General features: G+C 58.7%; 21 protein-coding genes. 14 read left to right on the plus strand and 7 right to left on the minus strand.

The genetic code is table 11. The annotated features are described in order from the left end of the window. Nucleotides 1-55: 55 nt before the first annotated feature. Nucleotides 56-2,044, plus strand: a complete 1,989-nt coding sequence (gene rpoD / locus ACR1XY_RS02120) for an RNA polymerase sigma factor RpoD (protein ID WP_480589554.1) — start codon at nt 56-58, stop codon at nt 2,042-2,044. A 185-nt stretch (nt 2,045-2,229) separates the two neighbouring features. On the opposite strand, the gene ACR1XY_RS02125 is transcribed toward rpoD, so the two are convergent. Beyond that, a complete protein-coding gene (locus tag ACR1XY_RS02125; protein ID WP_480589555.1) occupies nt 2,230-3,249 on the minus strand; it encodes a helix-turn-helix domain-containing protein in 1,020 nt (339 codons plus the stop codon). Nucleotides 3,250-3,572: 323 nt separating this feature from the next. Here ACR1XY_RS02125 and ACR1XY_RS02130 point away from each other — a divergent pair, with 323 nt between their 5' ends. From ACR1XY_RS02130 to ribD, 6 genes are all read left to right on the plus strand, one after another. Then, the gene (locus ACR1XY_RS02130) at nt 3,573-4,010 is read left to right on the plus strand and encodes a thiol-disulfide oxidoreductase DCC family protein (RefSeq protein WP_480589556.1); all 438 of its coding nucleotides are present in this window, start codon (nt 3,573-3,575) and stop codon (nt 4,008-4,010) included. Further along, nucleotides 4,011-4,559, plus strand: coding sequence for a DUF4166 domain-containing protein (locus ACR1XY_RS02135; RefSeq protein WP_480589557.1), 549 nt, complete (start codon nt 4,011-4,013; stop codon nt 4,557-4,559). A 90-nt stretch (nt 4,560-4,649) separates the two neighbouring features. After that, nucleotides 4,650-5,039 carry a hypothetical protein gene (locus ACR1XY_RS02140; protein WP_480589558.1) on the plus strand — a complete coding sequence of 130 codons (390 nt, stop codon included), beginning with the start codon at nt 4,650-4,652 and terminating at the stop codon, nt 5,037-5,039. Between the two features lie 18 nt (nt 5,040-5,057). Beyond that, nucleotides 5,058-5,471, plus strand: coding sequence for a secondary thiamine-phosphate synthase enzyme YjbQ (locus ACR1XY_RS02145; RefSeq protein WP_480589865.1), 414 nt, complete (start codon nt 5,058-5,060; stop codon nt 5,469-5,471). 121 nt (nt 5,472-5,592) lie between these two features. Then, nucleotides 5,593-6,063, plus strand: coding sequence for a transcriptional regulator NrdR (nrdR, locus tag ACR1XY_RS02150; protein WP_170324479.1), 471 nt, complete (start codon nt 5,593-5,595; stop codon nt 6,061-6,063). Then, nucleotides 6,060-7,160, plus strand: a complete 1,101-nt coding sequence (gene ribD / locus ACR1XY_RS02155; protein WP_480589559.1) for a bifunctional diaminohydroxyphosphoribosylaminopyrimidine deaminase/5-amino-6-(5-phosphoribosylamino)uracil reductase RibD — start codon at nt 6,060-6,062, stop codon at nt 7,158-7,160. Before nrdR ends, ribD begins: the two co-directional genes overlap by 4 nt. On the opposite strand, the gene ACR1XY_RS02160 is transcribed toward ribD, so the two are convergent. The 3 genes from ACR1XY_RS02160 to ACR1XY_RS02170 form a co-directional block, all read right to left on the minus strand. After that, nucleotides 7,157-9,157 (minus strand): capsular polysaccharide biosynthesis protein, encoded by a 2,001-nt coding sequence (locus ACR1XY_RS02160; protein WP_480589560.1) that lies wholly within the window; start codon nt 9,155-9,157, stop codon nt 7,157-7,159. The genes ribD and ACR1XY_RS02160 overlap by 4 nt on opposite strands. Continuing rightward, nucleotides 9,157-10,254, minus strand: a complete 1,098-nt coding sequence (locus tag ACR1XY_RS02165; protein WP_480589561.1) for a polysaccharide biosynthesis/export family protein — start codon at nt 10,252-10,254, stop codon at nt 9,157-9,159. Before ACR1XY_RS02165 ends, ACR1XY_RS02160 begins: the two co-directional genes overlap by 1 nt. Nucleotides 10,255-10,378: 124 nt before the next feature. After that, the gene (locus ACR1XY_RS02170; RefSeq protein WP_480589562.1) at nt 10,379-11,677 is read right to left on the minus strand and encodes a capsule biosynthesis protein; all 1,299 of its coding nucleotides are present in this window, start codon (nt 11,675-11,677) and stop codon (nt 10,379-10,381) included. Nucleotides 11,678-11,814: 137 nt separating this feature from the next. Between ACR1XY_RS02170 and ACR1XY_RS02175 the strand changes: the two genes are divergently transcribed. The 6 genes from ACR1XY_RS02175 to ACR1XY_RS02200 all read left to right on the plus strand — a co-directional run bounded on the left by ACR1XY_RS02175 (nt 11,815) and on the right by ACR1XY_RS02200 (nt 16,551). Next, on the plus strand, nt 11,815-12,402 hold the full coding sequence (locus ACR1XY_RS02175) for a riboflavin synthase (protein WP_480589563.1): 588 nt from the start codon (nt 11,815-11,817) through the stop codon (nt 12,400-12,402). A gap of 110 nt (nt 12,403-12,512) precedes the next feature. Next, on the plus strand, nt 12,513-13,634 hold the full coding sequence (gene ribB / locus ACR1XY_RS02180; RefSeq protein WP_480589564.1) for a 3,4-dihydroxy-2-butanone-4-phosphate synthase: 1,122 nt from the start codon (nt 12,513-12,515) through the stop codon (nt 13,632-13,634). Between the two features lie 2 nt (nt 13,635-13,636). Continuing rightward, nucleotides 13,637-14,188: a 6,7-dimethyl-8-ribityllumazine synthase gene (locus ACR1XY_RS02185; RefSeq protein ID WP_480589565.1), complete on the plus strand. Its 552-nt coding sequence runs from the start codon at nt 13,637-13,639 to the stop codon at nt 14,186-14,188. Continuing rightward, the gene (nusB, locus tag ACR1XY_RS02190) at nt 14,185-14,667 is read left to right on the plus strand and encodes a transcription antitermination factor NusB (RefSeq protein ID WP_480589566.1); all 483 of its coding nucleotides are present in this window, start codon (nt 14,185-14,187) and stop codon (nt 14,665-14,667) included. The genes ACR1XY_RS02185 and nusB overlap by 4 nt, the downstream gene beginning before the upstream one ends. Before the next feature lie 59 nt (nt 14,668-14,726). After that, complete coding sequence (locus tag ACR1XY_RS02195; RefSeq protein ID WP_480589567.1) at nt 14,727-15,023, plus strand: hypothetical protein; 297 nt, start codon at nt 14,727-14,729, stop codon at nt 15,021-15,023. A gap of 145 nt (nt 15,024-15,168) precedes the next feature. Continuing rightward, a complete protein-coding gene (locus tag ACR1XY_RS02200) occupies nt 15,169-16,551 on the plus strand; it encodes a PIG-L family deacetylase (RefSeq protein WP_480589568.1) in 1,383 nt (460 codons plus the stop codon). A 208-nt stretch (nt 16,552-16,759) separates the two neighbouring features. Here the strand turns inward: ACR1XY_RS02200 and ACR1XY_RS02205 are convergent, their stop codons facing one another. Together ACR1XY_RS02205 and ACR1XY_RS02210 are read right to left on the minus strand one after the other, a co-directional pair. Beyond that, a complete protein-coding gene (locus ACR1XY_RS02205) occupies nt 16,760-17,185 on the minus strand; it encodes an SRPBCC family protein (protein ID WP_480589569.1) in 426 nt (141 codons plus the stop codon). After that, nucleotides 17,182-17,502, minus strand: coding sequence for an ArsR/SmtB family transcription factor (locus ACR1XY_RS02210; protein ID WP_480589570.1), 321 nt, complete (start codon nt 17,500-17,502; stop codon nt 17,182-17,184). Before ACR1XY_RS02210 ends, ACR1XY_RS02205 begins: the two co-directional genes overlap by 4 nt. A gap of 114 nt (nt 17,503-17,616) precedes the next feature. Between ACR1XY_RS02210 and ACR1XY_RS02215 the strand changes: the two genes are divergently transcribed. After that, entirely contained in the window at nt 17,617-18,048 is a 432-nt protein-coding gene (locus ACR1XY_RS02215) for an MmcB family DNA repair protein (RefSeq protein ID WP_480589571.1), read from the plus strand. Between the two features lie 4 nt (nt 18,049-18,052). On the opposite strand, the gene ACR1XY_RS02220 is transcribed toward ACR1XY_RS02215, so the two are convergent. Beyond that, nucleotides 18,053-18,241, minus strand: a complete 189-nt coding sequence (locus ACR1XY_RS02220) for a DUF6324 family protein (protein WP_068334412.1) — start codon at nt 18,239-18,241, stop codon at nt 18,053-18,055. Nucleotides 18,242-18,311: the final 70 nt, after the last annotated feature.

The raw sequence follows: 18,311 nt of genomic DNA on the forward strand, positions 1-18,311 counted from the left end.
TCTACGCGCTAATGATTCGGTGCAAACGAATCACCCATCCCTGCAGGAGCATTGAATGGCCGCCAAAGACACGACCGAAGATCGCAAGTCCGACGAGCAGGAACAGGAAATCTCGCTGGACATGAGCCAGGCCCAGGTCAAGAAGATGATCGCTGAGGCCCGCGAGAAAGGCTACATCACCTACGACCAGCTCAACCAGGTGCTGCCGCCGGATCAGGTCAGCTCGGAACAGATCGAAGACGTTATGTCGATGCTCTCCGAAATGGGCATCAACATCATCGAAGATGAAGAGGCCGAAGAGGAAGAGAATAAAGGCTCGACCGAACTGACCACCACTGATAGCAACCGCGAGGTTGCGCTGGCCGGAGCCGCAACCGAGAAACTGGATCGCACTGATGACCCGGTTCGCATGTACCTGCGCGAGATGGGTTCGGTTGAACTGCTGAGCCGCGAAGGCGAGATCGCCATCGCCAAGCGGATCGAAGCCGGTCGCAACACCATGATTGCCGGCCTGTGCGAAAGCCCTCTGACGTTCCAGGCGATCACGATCTGGCATGACGAATTGCTGTCTGAAGACATTCTGCTGCGCGACGTCATCGATCTGGAGGCCACATTCGGCAACCAGATGGACGAAGACGGCGGTGTCGAGGAACCTGTCGTTGACACTTCGGCTGTTCAGACTGCCAAACCAGCCAAAGACACAGGGCCGGAACTCGACGCTGATGGTAATCCGATTGCCAATGACGATGACGATGACGACGACGATCAGGCCAACATGTCGCTTGCCGCGATGGAAGCGGCCCTGAAGGATCAGGTGCTGACCACGCTGGAGCGCATCTCGACCGACTTCTCGATGCTGTCGGAGATGCAGGACAGCCGGATATCTGCCACGCTGAACGAGGACGGATCATTCAGCGAAAAGGATGAAGACACCTATCAGAAGCTGCGCGCCGAGATTGTCGAGCTGGTAAACGGGTTGCACCTGCACAACAACCGGATCGAAGCGCTGATTGACCAGCTTTATGGCATCAACCGCCGGATCATGTCGCTGGACAGCTCGATGGTGAAACTGGCTGATCAGGCTCGTATCAACCGTCGTGAGTTCATTGACGCTTATCGCGGTCGCGAACTGGACCCGAACTGGCTGGCCGAGATGGCAGAAAAGCCTGGTCGCGGTTGGCAGATGTTCATCGAACGCTCGACCGCGAAGGTCGAGGAACTGCGCAACGATATGGCTCAGGTCGGTCAGTATGTCGGTCTCGACATCCCCGAATTCCGCCGCATCGTGCAGCAGGTTCAGAAGGGCGAGAAAGAGGCGCGGCAGGCCAAGAAGGAAATGGTCGAAGCCAACCTGCGCCTGGTGATTTCGATTGCCAAAAAGTACACGAACCGCGGCCTGCAATTCCTTGATCTTATTCAGGAAGGCAACATCGGCCTGATGAAAGCGGTGGACAAGTTCGAATACCGCCGCGGTTATAAATTCTCGACATATGCGACGTGGTGGATCCGTCAGGCGATCACGCGCTCGATTGCGGATCAGGCGCGCACGATTCGTATTCCGGTCCACATGATCGAGACGATCAACAAGCTGGTCAGGACCGGCCGTCAGATGTTGCACGAGATCGGTCGCGAGCCGACGCCGGAAGAACTGGCCGAAAAGCTGCAGATGCCGCTTGAGAAGGTTCGCAAGGTGATGAAAATCGCCAAAGAGCCGATCAGCCTTGAAACGCCAATTGGCGACGAGGAAGACAGCCAACTGGGCGATTTCATCGAGGACAAGAATGCTGTGCTGCCGTTGGACAGCGCCATTCAGGAGAACCTCAAGGAAACGACCACACGGGTTCTGGCCTCGCTTACTCCGCGTGAGGAACGAGTTCTGCGGATGCGCTTTGGCATCGGCATGAACACCGACCATACGCTGGAAGAGGTAGGCCAGCAGTTCAGTGTGACTCGTGAGCGTATTCGCCAGATCGAGGCGAAAGCGCTGCGCAAGCTCAAACACCCCAGCCGGTCGCGAAAGTTGCGATCTTTCCTGGATCAGTAAAGTCAAAGGCGCCTCAGACGAGGCGCCTTTTTTCTGGCAGCTGAAACCTTCACGTTGGCTGGTTCAGCGATCAATTTGGCGGCAACTCGCAAGTCCCACCCCATATGCACCTTTATATCTTTGGCGTCCACTCATGGGACAGGCCGGGGCGAGGTGGCGACGCCGATGACCCCCGGCCACCCGGCTCAGGGGATTTCCGGAGGATCCAAACGGCTGCGGAACGTGCTGGGTGCCCGCCCGGTCCAGCGTTTGAAGGCAGTCGAAAATGCTGGTTGATCTGAATAGCCTAGGGAAAAGGCGATCTCTGACAGGGGCATTCCGTTAGTGATGAAAGTCTGAGCCAAATCGCAGCGCAAATCATCGACGATATCGCGATAGCTGACGCCCTCATCCTTGAGCCGCCGGGCAAAGGTGCGCGGACTCATTCCCAGGCTGGCGGCGGCTTCGTCGGCATTAATGACCGTACCGGGCATCGACCGGGTGATAAGCCCTTCGACCTGCGCGCGTAGTTTTTGCTTGGGCGAGCGCCGCTCGGTCAGAACGCGTTCTCCGTATTCCAGAAGATGCGCCCGCAGGTTCGGGTCATAAGTCGGAACAGGCATATCCAGAGCCGAGGGCGCAACGACGATCTCAAGCCGTTCCGAGCCAAATACAACAGGGCACCCGGCAAGTTTCTGAAAACTCTTCTGGTTTCCGCCAATCTCGTGCTGAAATCTGATTTCTATGGGAAAGAAATTCGTTTGCGTCAGGGCTCGCATCCGGGCCAAACCGCTGAACATAAGGAACTCGGTTCTGCGATGGTAGCGGGCAAAGCTGGCGTCTTTCCAATCGGCTTCGATGGTGGCGAAGTTACCGGCAAGCCGCAGGCTAAACATCAGCGCGGGGTCAATGATCCTGTGAAACCGGGACGTATTCTCCATGACCTGCCGCAGGTCCCGTGAGTATTTGCTGATATAGGCGGTGAGGCTTGAGGCGGATTTGAACTGCAACCCGGCCTGAGCCGCAAATGTGATGTCCCCCAACGCGTCGCAGGCATAACGCACGAAAAGAGCCTCTTGATGCGCGGTATAGGTGGTGGCTGGAGGCGAGATGGTTTCCCGCGTCAGATTGCATTTTCTTAGGATGTGGTCAGACACTTCAGTGCCGTTCGTTCGTTGATCAAGCGCTCGGGTCAGCAACTGGATGCGGGCGATATCAACTTCCATGGCCTTTCCCACCGTATGTTCAATGTGCTTTTACGCCAAAGTGACAGGATGCGCAGATCCTGTCCAAAGCAAATGTCTGTTGTCTGGAATTCGAATGGTTTTGGCGTATGAACACAAGACCCAAGGTCAGCAATACACTATTTTTCGCCCGTTGTCGGGTCAGCGCCTTGCCGGGGATGGGGGCAGAGCCCTGGAAACCTCACCAGTCCGGTGGCTCCCCGGCACGTTCCAACTTCGTGATTATCTGGACGTCCTCTTGTCGCATTGCCGGGTCAAGGCCGGGGTGAAAGGGTTGAAGTCAAGATTTAGCGGACCCGAAAGATATGCCTATCCTTGTTTCTGCAGACTTCAAGGGCATTCAGGATGCCATTGTATTCGATGGGGAATGTGTCCTGTGTTCGGGGTTCTTTCACTTTATGCTGGTGCGGGACAAAGCGCAGCGCTTTAAGTTTGCGACGGCACAATCCCCTCTAGGGCAACGGCTGTACCGCGATCTTGGTCTGCCAACGCGGGATTTCGAAACCAATCTGGTCATTGTGAATGGCAGAGTGCATCAGCGCCTTGATGCTTTTGCCGCTGCAATGAAAAGCTTGCCGGGATGCTGGCCAACTCTGTCTCTGTGCAGGTTCCTACCAGGATGGGTCAAAGACCCGCTCTACCACTTGATTGCGCGCAACAGATACAAGATCTTTGGCCGCACGCAGGCCTGCTTGATCCCGGATCCCGCACTGCGGGCCAGGTTTTTGCCCGAGGGGTTCTGAGTGCGACCCGACCCCTTTTTGCAAGCCCTGCCTTTGGGGGCTGACGTGCCTAGGGCTGTTCGGCGCTTGCACGATGCTCCGGGGATCTATGCTGGACGGTGCAGTGTTGTCGAGGGCAGGGGGTGGCTGATCGCTCTGGCCTTGCGTCTTGGGCGTTTCCCCCGGGGCGCCGAAGATATTCCGGTGCAGATCAGGATCGACCGTGATGGGCAGGAATGGCGATGGGTGCGGGATTTTGACGGTCACACCACGCGGTCTCGGCTGACTTTTGATCACGGTGCCGAATGTGTTCGTGAGCAACTGAGTTGGTTGTCCATTTGGCTGATGCCCGAGATTTCTGACGGACGTCTGCTGATCCACATACGGCGCCTCAGTGTCTTGGGGCTGCGCTGCCCCGCTTTCCTGCTGCCGCGATCTTCCACCGTGGAATGGCAGGACGAAACAGGGCTTTTTTGTTTTGACGTGTCGGCTGATATGCCCGTGCTGGGACTGCTGATCCGGTATCGCGGCTGGCTGGCACCCGTTCACGACCCGCAGAACTTGGGCTGAATTCATCGTGAAGCGGCTTTGTCTGGTTTTAAAGTAAACTAGGTCAATACTTACCTCGAAACAGGAAAGAGTATGGTTATGAAAAAGGTTATGACTTACGTGGCGCTTGCCGCGATTGTATTGGGCTCTTCGGCATCGGCCTCGTTCGCCCGATTTGGGTATCAGACCGTTGCTTTGAACCAAACAGAATTTGAAGTGATTCCAAGAGGGCGTACAGATGTGGACGGGTATTGGTGTGCAGCATCCGACTTTGCGCGAAGAACGCTGGGGGCGAGCTGGCAGCAGCGTATCTACGTCAAGCGTGGTTACGGCCCTAGTGAGGCGACGGGCCGCAGAACGGCCGTGCAGTTCTCGCTCTCGGCGCCAGAAGGGGTGCCGCAGCAAAGCAGTGGTGTTTTCTCGGCAGGGTTTCAGCCGGGTTTCAGCATGTCCGTTTCAGCCGCCAATGGTCGGTGCAACATCCGCCCCTTCTTCGACTGATACATGGCTGCTCGCCTGATGCAGACCGAATTCACAATCTCAACGCACGGTTCGGGGCTTTATGAATTCACCTCGGATGTGCGTCACTGGATGAAATCGGCCGGAGGTGATGGCGTGCTGACACTGTTCGTGCGGCACACCTCCTGCTCGCTGGTTATTCAGGAAAACGCGGACCCCGAAGTGCAGACGGACTTGCGCGCCTTTTTTGATCGACTTGTGCCGCCGTCGAACCACCCGGCGATGGCGTATCTACGGCACACTTATGAAGGCCCGGATGATATGCCTGCTCATATCAAGGCCGCGCTTTTACCTGTGTCGCTGTCGATCCCCGTTGTGTCCGGACAGCCGGTTCTGGGTACGTGGCAAGGTGTCTACCTGTTCGAGCACCGCACCGCGCCACATCACCGAAAGATTGCGGCGCATTTCGCATAGATTCACGATATAGCGGTGAAAAATTCCGACTACCCAAATCCTAGCGGCTACCCTATAGTTGTGGATAAGTAAGCGGCATAGCTTACAAAAAGAGGCCGAACCAGGGACGAGGAGACGGCGGATGCGCTGCCCGTTTTGCGGAAATATCGACACTCAGGTCAAAGATTCACGCCCGGCAGAGGATCACGTCGCGATCCGCAGACGCCGGTTTTGTCCCGCATGTGGGGGGCGGTTCACCACGTATGAACGCGTACAGCTGCGCGATCTGGTGGTGATCAAAACCAATGGAAAACGCGAAGACTTCGACCGGGACAAGCTGGAACGCTCGATCCGGATTTCGATGCAGAAACGCCCGATTGAACCAGATCGGATCGACCAGATGATTTCCGGCATCGTCCGCCGTCTGGAAAGCATGGGCGAGACCGACATCCCCTCCAGCAAGATCGGTGAGATCGTCATGGAAGCTCTGGCGCGGATCGACACCGTGGCCTATGTTCGCTTTGCGAGTGTGTACAAGAATTTCCAGGCGGCCGATGATTTCGAGGAGTTTGTCCACGAACTGCGCCCGCCGCAGCCTTCGACGGACGAGTGAGCGAAACTGATAAGCGATACATGGCGCTGGCCTTGTCTTTGGGTCAGCGCGGTCAGGGCACGTGTTGGCCCAACCCGGCCGTGGGCTGCGTGATTGTGCGTGACGGCCGGATTATCGGGCGCGGCTGGACCCAGCCCGGAGGTCGTCCGCATGGCGAAACTCAGGCGCTGGCGCAGGCCGGCGAGGCTGCGCGCGGGGCAACGGCCTATGTCTCGCTGGAGCCCTGTTCCCATCACGGTCAGACCCCCCCTTGCGTCGAGGCGCTGATCAAGGCCGGCGTGTCGCGCGTGGTTTCGGCGATTGAGGACAGCGATCCGCGTGTGGCCGGGCAGGGCTTTGCCATGCTGCGCGAGGCCGGGATCGAGGTCACTACCGGCGTTCTGGCCGAGCAGGCTGCGCGTGACCATGCGGGGTTCTTTCTGAAGACAGAACAGGGGCGGCCATTCGTAACGCTCAAGTTGGCCAGCAGTTTCGACGGGCGGATTGCAACCTCCAGCGGTTACAGCAAATGGATCACCGGGCCAAAAGCGCGTCGCGAGGTCCACGCCATGCGCGCGCGGCATGATGCGGTGATGGTGGGGGCAGGAACGGCGCGGGCGGATGACCCATCGCTGACGGTCCGCGATCTGGGGATCGAAGTGCAGCCGGTGCGGGTTGTCGTCTCGCGCCATCTGGACATCCCGCTAATGGGGCAACTGGCCCGTACAGCGTCGCAAATACCGGTCTGGCTCTGCCATGGCCCGTCCCCGGACCCCGAGCGCGCCCGCGCGTGGGAAGGGCTGGGCGCACGTCTGATCCCTTGTGCATTGGAAGAGCATCACATTGATGCCGCCGACCTGCTGCAGCAGTTGGGGCAGGCCGGGCTGACGCGCGTCTTTTGCGAAGGTGGATCGGCGCTTGCTGCGTCCTTGCTGGCCGATGATCTTGTGGACGAACTGGTGGGATTCAGTGCGGGTCTGACAATCGGGGCCGAGGGTCTGTCTGCCATCGGATCGCTGGGCTTGGAAACACTGGACGCGGCCCCGAGGTTTGAGTTGATCGAAGCCCGAGCCGTCGGGCCGGACGTTCTGCATCGTTGGGCGCGGTCGCTGCGCTAGCGGCGGCGCCACAGATGCGCGTGCGTGGCAAGTGCGCCCTGCAATTTTGAAAGCAGACGGAGGGGCCGGCCCCCTTGGCGCTCAAACCCTTCGGTCAGGCGTTTCACCGCAACCTCGACGGGGCAGGGTTGCCCGGTGATCGGGTCCAAATAGCGCGGATAGTCGATCAGGGCCGCGTGCACCAATCCCAGCATCGACGGTCGCGCCCCCCGCCGCACCGGGACCGTTCCCAGATCTTGCGTCAGACCCCAGCCAGCATAGAAAGGCGCGCCAAGCGTGGTAACGCGAACTCCGCGCAACAGGGCCTCGAACCCAAGCAGAGAGGTCATGGTCCAGACCTCCTGCACCTGCGGCAGCAGGGACGCAGGATCGGTGTTGCTGGCGATCACGTCGGCAAGGCTTTCGTCTTCGATCTCGCCTTCGCGCAGCCCGGCTTCGACATCGGGATGCGGCTTGTAGATCAGGATCGCATTCGGGTTCGCCTCGCGCGTTGCACACAGCAGGTCAGTGTTGGTGCGCACCGTGGTAGTGCCCAACAGGATCGAGGCATCGTCGTGAACCTGTCCCGGCACCAGAATGCGGTGTCCTAGGGGCAGGTCGGGGACTGCGCCTCCGGTATTGTATTTGCTGAGCTGGCCCGCAAGTATTTGCGCCACAAGACGCTCGGCCCGCAGCTCCTGATCCGGGCGCAGGGTTTCGCGCATGGCGATCAGTTCTTCCAGCCTGCTGGGATGTGTCGGGTCGTAGTAGATGCCCAGATCATCAGTCGCCAGCGACAGGGGCGGCACCAGACTGGCGCCCAGCCCGCGAGACCGCAGAAACCCGTCTTCGATCCGGGTCGCGTCTTCGGCGCCACGGGCGTGGCTGGCCCAGACCATATGCGGGCGGCCAGATACTTCTGGCGGTTCAGACGTGAATCGGATTTTCTTCTCACGCCCGAACATCTGTTGCAGGTGCTTACGCTTCCACAGGCGCATTCCCGACGCAGTCCAGCCCTTGTGATCCTGCCGCCACGCACGCGTTTGCGCCTCGAGCGTGTCCAGAACGGTCTCCAGTTCGCAAAGCTGGTCCCCGAATGGGTCGTGCCAAGTGGGATAGAGGATCATTGCTGCCGCAAACAACTGCGCCCGGGTCAGATTGCGCTGGCGACGTGGAAAGTGCACCTCGTCCTGTGTCAGGCCCCACCCGGCATAGAACGGCTGGCCAAAGACACGCGGTTTGTGCCCGGCCAAAATCGCCTCGAACCCTAATTGCGACGACAGGGTGTAAACGCCCGTTGCGCCTTCCAGCAGGGTCCAGGGGCTGATGGGCGTATCTATGAACGAGACCCTGTCGGACAGGTCCTGATCCGAGAAATATCCACTTCGGTATCCGGCAACGGTTTCCGGATGTGTTTTAATCAGAATGTGGGCGCCGGGGTTTTCCTCTTGCGCCATGACCAGCATCTCGCGGAACCGCGCGTGGTCGCCGTTGCTGGCAATCACCGAGGCATCGTCATGGGCCTGATCGACCACCAGAACATAGCCGGGATCCGGTGGCCGCAAGGTGGGGTCGACGGCCGAATACTTGCTCAGGTGCAATTCGCGCACCCGGTCAATGCCATTTCTGGCACGGTTCAACAATGCAGTGTCGTCCAGCGGGTGGGTGATCAATAACGTTTCAAGATCGGATGGCTGTGCCGGATCAAAATGTACCCCGGACCGGTCGAGCAGAAGACCCATCGGAGGCTCGCCGGCTCGCCCCGGATGCAGCGAACGTAGAAATGCGTCCTCGACCCGCAGGATGGGCCACCCGTGCCGGGCCGCAATAGTCAGACCGCGATGGGCCGTCGGGCTGATGCCCCAAACGCCGACAACATCCCCGTCGCCGGGAAAGCCCAGACGAATGTCATAGCCGGAGAGGTTCAGAATACGCCGGACGCGGCGTTGGGTCAGAAAACCACCGTTATAGACATACAGCCGGGTACGCTGAGCCCCAGCTGTCGCTTCGGGTAGCATCAGCCGCCCGTCAGAGTGGTGACATTTGCAAGCGGTGTCAGGCCACCTGCGATCAGTGAAATCGACTTGCTCCACTGTGCATAAGGCGCTTCGGTGACATAGATCGTGTCATCGTCCCGAATGACGAAATCGCGGGCGATGAACAACCCGTTGGGCGCGGTGAGGTTCAGCAGGTAGATCATGCGCTGATCTCCCCGCAAATCCTGGCGCCCCATGACCGAACGGGCAATGTCTTGCCGTTCGTTGCGCAAAACGAAGATGCCAGTCGGGTCAGAGGACAGCGATTGCAACCCGCCCACCTGTGCCAGGGCTTCAAGAGCGGAAAGGTCTTGTGTGTCAAAGGCCACGCGGGATTGGCCCGTTGCGCCCAGCGCGATGTAGGATCTGCTGTCCGCTTCAACCAGAATGCGGTCACCGCCGCGCAACGCTACGTCCAGTCTCGGGTTGCGGAACAGGTCGTCATACCAGACGGTGCCGCGGTCATTTCCACGGATCAGGGTCACAAGCGCGATGTCCGATCCAACAGCGACGCCGCCGGCCTGCGACAGCATTCCAAGCAAGGTTCTGCTGGGCCGTTCGATCGGATACACACCGGGCGCACCGATTTCTCCGGTCAGCGAGACGGTCGATCCGTTGCCTGCGGTGCGGCGCACTTCGACTTGTGGGTCGGGTGTCTGATCCTGCAGTTTGCTGGTGATCAGCTGGCGCAGTTGCTCGGGCGTGTTGCCGGCGGCGCGAATTCGTCCGGCATAGGGCACAAAGATGAAACCGTCGCTGTCCACCTGTACCTGCTCAAGCGCAGTGGCTGCGCTGAGTTCGCCGGACAGCAGACCATCATCGACGTTTTCCCAGATCGTCAGTCCCAGAATGTCGCCAGCGCGCACCGTGTCCGCAGTCAGGTTCGGAGCACTGCTGAAGGCGGCTGAGAACCCGTATTTGGGGATAGCGGACGTTGCCTGTGCAACCCGGTCATCGACCTCGACCACGAAGGCATTACCGCCATTCGCCGTCGAACCCGACAGAATCTCGGATTTGTTGGGGCCCGCTTTGGGAAGTTGGCATGCGGCCAACAGGCCAATTGCGGCCACAAGGGACATCCCCCGTATCCATCGGATTGGAAAACGCTGCACTGCCGGTTATCCTCAGTCGTCTTTGTGTGGTCTTTTGTTTGGCGCAGGCTATCCGGTTCGCACGATAACTTCTAGCGCCAACCAGTTTAATTCACTCAACCAGTTTCAACTGTGGCGCCAGCGCCTCTTTGCGGGTCAGGACCGATTGATAGGGGTCCTTGGAATCCAGCATCATGTCCGCCACGCCCCGAAGCAGTTGCCGCCGACCTCTGTGCGAATAGAATCCACCGGGCAGTTGGCTGGTTTTCAGCAAGAACCGGCGATAGCTTTGATAGGCCCCCCGGTCCGGGGGCATCGGATCAGCGAAGAACGCGGCCAGAGGCTGGCGCGACACGAATTCGGGCTTGTCGTAAACCGACCTGCCGAAAATGCGCAGCGGGATGCCGCGCCACAGAACCTGCTGCCCGGCGGTCGAGTTGATTGTGACGGCCGAGTTGGCCCCATCCAGCAGTTTCGCGAGTTTTCCTCCGGGCACGTAATGCACACGATCTGCGATACCATGCACCTTTGCCAACTGACGCACGTGGCGGTGTAGGGGTTCGCGATGGTTTTCCAGCGGATGCTCCTTAACCACCAGCCGGTGATGCACGGGGGCGCCATCAGCGAAGCCCCGGAACACGTCCTCTAGGAAATCGGACATGCAGGAATAATCCGAATGCGCCTGAACCGAACTGTCATGTCCCAGCTGCAACAAAACCAGATGGTAGGGATGACCGTTGCCCAACACTCGCGCTGTAGCCCAACGGCGTTGAATTCGATGAAACGGCATCAGGGCCAGACGTTTGAAATACAGCCTGAATTCCTTTGAGACGGGAAGGTCCCTGTGCCGCCTAAAGCTGCGGTAGCTCTGGTTCAGGAACAGCACGAACCAATGATACAGCGCACCGTAGAAAATATGCTGCCGCATATCCCCCCAATGCGACGGTGGTGGTGGTACCTGCAAAACTGACTGATCCAGAGCGCGCCGCATCTGACCGACGTCCAGTGACATCAGGCGCGAGTTGCCGTTCGAGCCGTGCCGCTCGTAGGTTATCCACCAAGGGCGCAAATAACCTTCTTCGAAGACATGGACAGTGACGCCCTTGGCCCGCGCAACCTTCACCGCACTGGCATGAACTGGACGCGTGTCGCCATAAAGGACGATATCCGTGATGCTCCGTTCGTCGATCAGATCCGACAACCTGTCCGGCCATAGCTCGGGCGTGTCGCGAAAAGGGATGTAAGATGACTTGTCAAACCAGAAGACCTGATCGCCGGCATTGAAGCCGACGCGCCAGACGTCAGCCCCGGTAGATCGCAGCATCCTGCCAAGCCCGCTGAAGAACGGACCATGCGGCCCCTGTAGAAACAGGAAGGCACGGCGTTTCGGGGCTGTTGCGGGGGATGACATTAATACTGCTCTGGCCGTTTGTTGATGAAATTATGCCTGTTTCGGGTTTTCGCGGCAAGGTGGGGCTTGCTCGTAAGGCTGGTTGGGCTTACCTCGGCGGGGAACATTGGACCAGGTCAGGAATAAGGGTTAGCGGAATGTTTACAGGGATCGTCACCGATATCGGCACCGTCACCGAGTTGGATCAACAGGGCGATCTGCGGGCCCGGATCAAGACGGACTATGATACGGCGGGCATCGATATCGGCGCTTCAATTGCCAGCGATGGTGTCTGCCTGACCGTGATCGCGCTGGGTGATGACTGGTACGACGTCCAGATCAGCGCCGAGACAGTTTCGAAGACCAATCTGGACAGTTGGCAGGTCGGCAAGCGTGTAAACCTTGAGCGCGCGCTGAAAGTTGGTGACGAATTGGGCGGGCATATCGTGTCAGGGCACGTTGATGGCGTGGCTGATGTAGTCACCGTTCAGGACGAGGGCGACAGCACTCGTGTCACCCTGCGCGCGCCCAAGGAACTGGCCCGGTTCATTGCGCCCAAGGGATCGGTTGCACTGAACGGGACCTCGCTGACCGTCAACGATGTGGATGGATGCGACTTCGGGATCAACTTTATCCCGCATACCAAAGAGGTCACCACCTGGGGTGATGTCTCGGTCGGCGACAAAGTAAATCTCGAGATCGACACGCTGGCCCGCTACGTCGCGCGTCTGGCCGAGATGTCCTGAAGCACCAGAGCAACGTCGCGTCCTGACCGGGCCTTGCCGTCTGCGGGCTGGCCTTTGGGCGCGTCGTGGTCTATCCACCCGTTCAAACATGCTCTGCGAAAGGCTGCCTCATGAGCTTTGAAACCCCCGGACCCGTCGAAGCGCAACTGCGCGACGCGATCAGCCCGATCGAAGAGATTATTGAAGAGGCGCGCAAAGGCCGGATGTATATTCTGGTTGACCATGAAGATCGTGAGAATGAAGGCGATCTGGTAATCCCCGCTGAATTTGCGGATGCCGAGGCGATCAACTTCATGGCAACCCACGGGCGCGGGCTGATTTGCCTGCCTATGACTGCCGAGCGGATAGAGGCGCTGGGCCTGCCGATGATGGCGGTGAACAACTCCTCCCGCCATGAGACTGCATTCACCGTGTCGATCGAAGCGCGCGAGGGCGTGTCGACCGGTATCTCTGCTGCCGACCGGGCCCTGACCGTAGCGACAGCGATCAACGAACAGAACACGATGGCGCGTATCGCCACTCCCGGCCATGTCTTTCCCTTACGCGCAAAGCGGGGCGGGGTGCTGGTACGCGCGGGCCATACCGAGGCTGCCGTGGATATCTCGCGCTTGGCTGGGCTGAACCCATCCGGTGTGATCTGTGAGATCATGAAGCCAGATGGTACCATGGCGCGACTGCCTGATCTGGTGGAATTCGCCAAAGAACACGACATGAAGATCGGTACGATCAGTGATTTGATCACCTACCGCTCGCGCAACGACAACTTGGTGGTTGAGACGTCTCGTGAAACCGTCACCTCGGAGTACGGTGGCGAGTGGGAAATGCGTCTGTTCACCGACCAGACCCACGGCATCGAGCACGTCGTGATGATCAAGGGCGATATCACTACGCCCGAGCCGGTCCTGACCCGTACCCACGCCCTGCACGAAGCGCCGGACATTCTGGGCCTTGGTCCCAAGTCGTCACGCGAACTGCCGCGCGCGATGGAAAAGATCGCTGAAGAGGGCCGCGGTATCGTTTGCCTTTTCCGCCAGCCGCGCAACTCGCTGTACGCGGCCGAGGACGAAGGCCCCCGTACCATCAAACAAACCGGCCTTGGCGCACAGATCCTGTCCAAGATGGGCATTCAGGAACTGGTGCTGCTGACCGACTCTCCGGAAACCGTATATCTGGGGCTCGACGCGTTTGGCCTGTCCATCGTCGGTACCCGCTCCATTCTCAAGGATGACTGATCGTGGCTGAACAAGACAAACACGGGGTTCTGCGAACTCCGACCTTTGGCAAGCCGGTGAAACTGTTGATCGTGGTGGCTCCGTTCTATCGCGCAATCGCCGACAATCTGGTTGCCGGTGCCACGGCCGAGATCGAGGCCGCAGGCGGCACCTGCGAGGTGGTCGAAGTTCCCGGCGCGCTGGAAATCCCCACCGCCATAGCCATGGCTGACCGTCAGTGTAATTTCGACGGCTATGTCGCGCTGGGCTGCGTTATCCGCGGCGAGACCACGCATTACGAAACCGTCTGCAACGACTCCAGCCGCGCCATTCAGCTGATGGGCCTGCAGGGCCTGCTGATCGGCAATGGCATCCTGACCGTGGAAAATGACGATCAGGCTGAAGTCCGCGCAAATCCCGAAAAGATGAATAAAGGTGGTGGAGCAGCCGCTGCGGCCTTGCATCTGATCGCACTCAGCCGTAAGTGGGGCGCTTCGAAAAAGGGCGTCGGCTTCAAGCCCCCGTCCGAGTCCATCCTTGTGGCGGGCGATAGCAACGGACCCACGACAGCATGACCCAGACAGACGCGCCGAAACCGGCCAACCAGAAACGCCTGATGAAATCCGCCGCCCGGCTTTATGCGGTGCAGGCGCTGTTCCAGATGGAACAGTCGGGCCAGACGACCGAACAGGTTGTGAACGAGTTTCTGGATCACCGGTTTGGCGCTGTCTATGAAGGCGAGGAAATGCTGGACGGCGATACCCGCGTCTTCCGCAAGCTGGTTGAGGATGCCGTGAACTATCAGGCCCCGATCGACCAGATGACGGACCGCGCGCTGGTGGCCAAATGGCCCATCGCGCGCATCGACCCAACCCTGCGCGCCACCTTTCGCGCTGCAGGTGCAGAACTGACCCAAAGCGATACGCCACCCAAGGTGGTGATCACAGAATTCGTAGATGTGGTCCGCGCCTTCTTTCCCGAAGGCAAGGAACCGAAGTTCGTCAATGCCGTTCTGGATCACATGGCGCGCGAGGCCCAGCCCGAGGCGTTCTGACGCCTTTACCTCGGACTTACATGCGCTAAACTGAATGTTATAGCGCAAGGAGAGTCGCCATGCCCAAACTGATCCGGTTGTATATCACTCAGGTTGTCTGGGGATTTGTGATCTCGGCAGTGTTTGTCGGTGTTCTTCTGGCTCTGAACGTCGCAAATCTGCGCCATCTGATCACAAGCTCGGAAATGGGCCTGGTCGCGCTTGGCATGATCTGGTTCATGAACGGGATCGTGTTCGCCGGGGTGCAATTCGCCTATGCGATCATGAGCATGGCCGAGAAACCGCAGGGTCCGCGCCGCGGAACACCGGTGGCCGTTAAATTCGAACCCGTTACGGTCAAGGCAGAAAACAACTGACACCCGAAACAGGGCTGACGGGCTGAGAGCTTGTTTGCCTTGCCGACCTTTACGCGCTGATCGGGTTCAAATCACTTGAATGTCGGAACATGTTGCCATCTGATGTCGGCCAAACACACCAACCGGCAGCGAAAGAGCATATCCTGTGAACACCAGAACTTACGAAGAGGTCATCGACTCTCGGGCCTTTCGCGAGGATCTTACAGACCTGAACCATGCCATTGCAGAGGGGCTGACGCAGGCAGGTGAACCTGTCGCCATCAATGGAAATGTTTGCTACGGCCATATGCAGCGGGACTTCCATTTGCGTGATCTGGAGCCCGGTATGGAACCCAAGCGGCGCGCTCTGCACCTGTTGGCTCAGGACAGTTCCTGTTTTGTCGAGGTCGGCGTTGCCGGGGGACATGCAGCCTTGCTGGCGTTGCATTCCAATCCCGCTCTCACGTTTATCGGAATTGATCTTGGGCAACGGCTAAGGGCGTCCTGGCCGCCGGTCGATATCTATGTTCCAATTGTCTTCAAGTGGTTGGAAGACAGGTTTCCAGGGCGGGTAAAACTGTACATGTCAGACGCCATAGACGGGTTACGTCAGGTGGCAGCAGAACAACCATTTGGTCAGGTTGACTTATTGCACCTGGATGCCTTGAAGAAAACCAGGGTTCAGGAAGTCGAGGCTGTATGGCCTGGTTTGGCTGGACGGTGCTTGCTGCTGCAGGGCGACAATAAGAACGGCCATGTTCAGGCCAGCTCCGAAAAAATGATTGCAGAGGGGCGCGCGCGCCGGATTACCTCTTCAACCTTTGAGGATATTCAAAGTGCCACCTATGATGTGTTGATGATCGGTCCTGATGTTATCGCGGGTGAGGTCAGTCTCGAAAACCTTATGGGCCAACGGATATTGCTTTGTGTTTGCCATCAGGATGACGAGACGTTGTTCTGTGGCTCGACCCTGTCACGCCTGAAGGGCAAGGCGGATGTGACGGTTGCCAGCTTCTTTCGACCCGCGCTCAACCGCCGTGATACAAACACGCGCGAGGCAGCCATGCAGCGCGTATGTGATGCGGTCGGGGCTCGGAGGGTTCAGTTTCCCTTTGCCGTCGAAGAGGATCACAGGCGGTTGCGGCGCTTTATCCAGATGCCGTCCGAGCCTGCGGATAACCCTCCTAAACTGCTGCGGCCTTTGCGCCGCCACCCTCTGTTTGAGCTGCTGAGCGGATCGGCGTTCGCCCTTATGCAGCAAGTCCGGCCATCGACCATCATCACTCACAACCACGTGGGGGAATACGGTCACATCGAACATGTCTTGTTGCATCATGCGGTTCTTCAGGCAGCACGACGGTATCAGGGCGCAAATGTCCTGAGCTTTGGTGTCGGGTTACCCGATGTGGATCTCGTCGTGCCGTCCTGGCCCGAGCGAAAAAACCAGCTTTTCGACGAATACATGCCGCAGTGGAAGGGGCGCAATCTCTATGATTTTGCGCTGTCGGACGAGGGGTTTGCCAAACAGGACCTGTCGGTCGACGACTAGGGTGGTGATGTGGCGGGACCACCAGTCAACCGTGCGGTGTGATTCCCGAGGACCTGTATGTACAGGTGGGCGCCAGGTAATCAGGCCAGGACCTGAACAGAGCCAGCCCCCTCGGAATTGCTTAAGGCCACCAGAATGCTACCGGTCACAAGAAGGGCAGAACCCGCCACGCGCCTAAGTAGGGGTTGCGGCGGGTTTGCACAAGGGGTCAGGCATCAACTGTTTCGTGCAAGGCGGTGCGCATTTTGCCGAAATGCTCATCCCAGCCGCTATCGAGCGACAGGATCAGGCCAAAGGCCTCGGCCCCCTGTGGCAGGCCTTCGTGGTGCAGGGCCAGCCGGGTTCCTCCTGCGACCGGTTGCAGCGTCCATTTAACTACGCTGACAGCCTCGCCCATGGGTTTGATGGTGAATGTGTATTCAAGATACTCCGGCCGCCGGGCAACACGCACCTCGCCCCAGATCAACAAGTCGCCACTGGTCGTTCCGAACATTTCAAGCTTATGACCGGCAGTCAGGGGGCGTTCGGGTTTGTGGAACCACTCGGCCAGCCGGTCGGGATCGGTCAGGTAAGCCCAGACAGTTTCCGGTTCAGCTCGTAGAAAGATCGTTTTTTGCAGAACGGCATGGGTCATCTGTCTTTCCTTTCAATGGCTTCTTTCAGGTTGTTCAGGCGTTCGTCCCAGAATTGGTCGAAATAGCTGAGCCAGTCCAGAACAGGGGCCATGCCCTGCGGTTCCAGTCGGTTGATACGTTCCCGCCCGCGCGTCTCGACCGTGATCAGACCGCCATCTGACAAGACGGTCAGATGCTTTTTGACTGCGGCACGGGTCATATCGAACCGCTGGGTCAGTTGTGCGATGGTCATGTCCTGCACAGCGAGCATCTGTACGATGTCCCTGCGGGTTGGGTCGGCCAGCGCACGAAATGCGTTTTGGGTTTGAGACTGCATTTGCGTCACCAGTAGAGATACCTTTTGGTATCATATATTTGGAGTACCAAATGGTATCATGTCAAGCGTGAAGTGGTTCTTGATTTATGTTCACGAATTGTTCACATTGCTCATATGACCCTTGATCTGCAACCCGGACAGAAACTGGCCCGTGGCGTAGCGCGCCATTTATGGGCACATGGTTTTGTTTCTGTTGAAGAATTTGTGCCGACCCGCGGCCTGCGCGTCGATGTCATGGGGTTGGGCCCCAAAGGCGAGCTGTGGGTGGTCGAATGCAAGTCCAGCCGCGCGGATTATCAGTCGGATTCCAAGTGGCAGGGATATCTTGAGTGGTGCGATCGGTTTTTCTGGGCCGTCGATACCGATTTCCCGACCGATCTGTTGCCGTCCGAGACCGGGCTGATTATTGCTGACGCCTATGATGCCGAGATCGTGCGCATGGCGCCGGAAGATAAGCTTGCGCCGTCCCGGCGAAAGAAGATGATCCAGAAATTCGCAGGTGATGCCGCCCGCCGGTTGCAGGCGCTGCGTGATCCCCGGGTCTGAAGGCTCAGCCTTTTACTGCGCGAGCCGCTTGCGCCGCTGCGCGGATTTCGTCCGCGATTTCCTCGGCTTCTTCGGGGTCGAAATCCATCGGAATCTCAATGCCATCGGCCTCGATGAACAACCGTATCATGCCCTGATCGGTAGGGCCGATCTGCAGGTTTGCCTGAATGTCTCGTTCGGTGTTGATGCCCATGTTCGCCTCCGGGACTGAGTGTTCGTGCTAGCGCGCAAAGGGTTGAGAATCAAGCTGCCTTTGCGGTCAG

It is taken from the genome of Ruegeria sp. AD11(2025), assembly GCF_056542405.1.